The organism is Nocardia rhamnosiphila NBRC 108938 (genome assembly GCF_000720425.1).
GTDB lineage: Bacteria > Actinomycetota > Actinomycetes > Mycobacteriales > Mycobacteriaceae > Nocardia > Nocardia rhamnosiphila.
Window position 1 is genome coordinate 1 of record NZ_JOAJ01000064.1, and the last position, 319, is coordinate 319.

General features: G+C 61.8%; 1 protein-coding gene. It reads left to right on the forward strand.

From position 1 onward, the window contains the following. Positions 1 to 319: AMP-binding protein (locus IG75_RS37010; RefSeq protein ID WP_036544414.1), on the forward strand; the 319-nt coding region annotated here is incomplete at both ends.

Below are 319 nucleotides of genomic sequence, written 5' to 3' on the forward strand. Positions count from 1 at the left end.
GCATTCGGCGATCGCGAATCAGGTCGCGTGGATGCTTGCGCAGTACCCGCTGGGCGCAGACGATGTGTATCTGCAGAAGACCGCGACGACGTTCGACGTTTCTCTGTGGGGTTACTTCCTGCCGTTGGCTGCGGGTGCGCATCTGGTGGTGGCGACGCCGGATGGTCACCGGGATACCGAGTATTTGGCGCGGGTTATTGCCGAGCATCGGGTGACGGTCACCGATTTCGTGCCGTCGATGCTGGGTGTGTTTGCCGCGCATACTCGGGCGGAAGCCATCCGCAGCCTGGAGCATGTGTTTGTGATCGGTGAGGCGTTG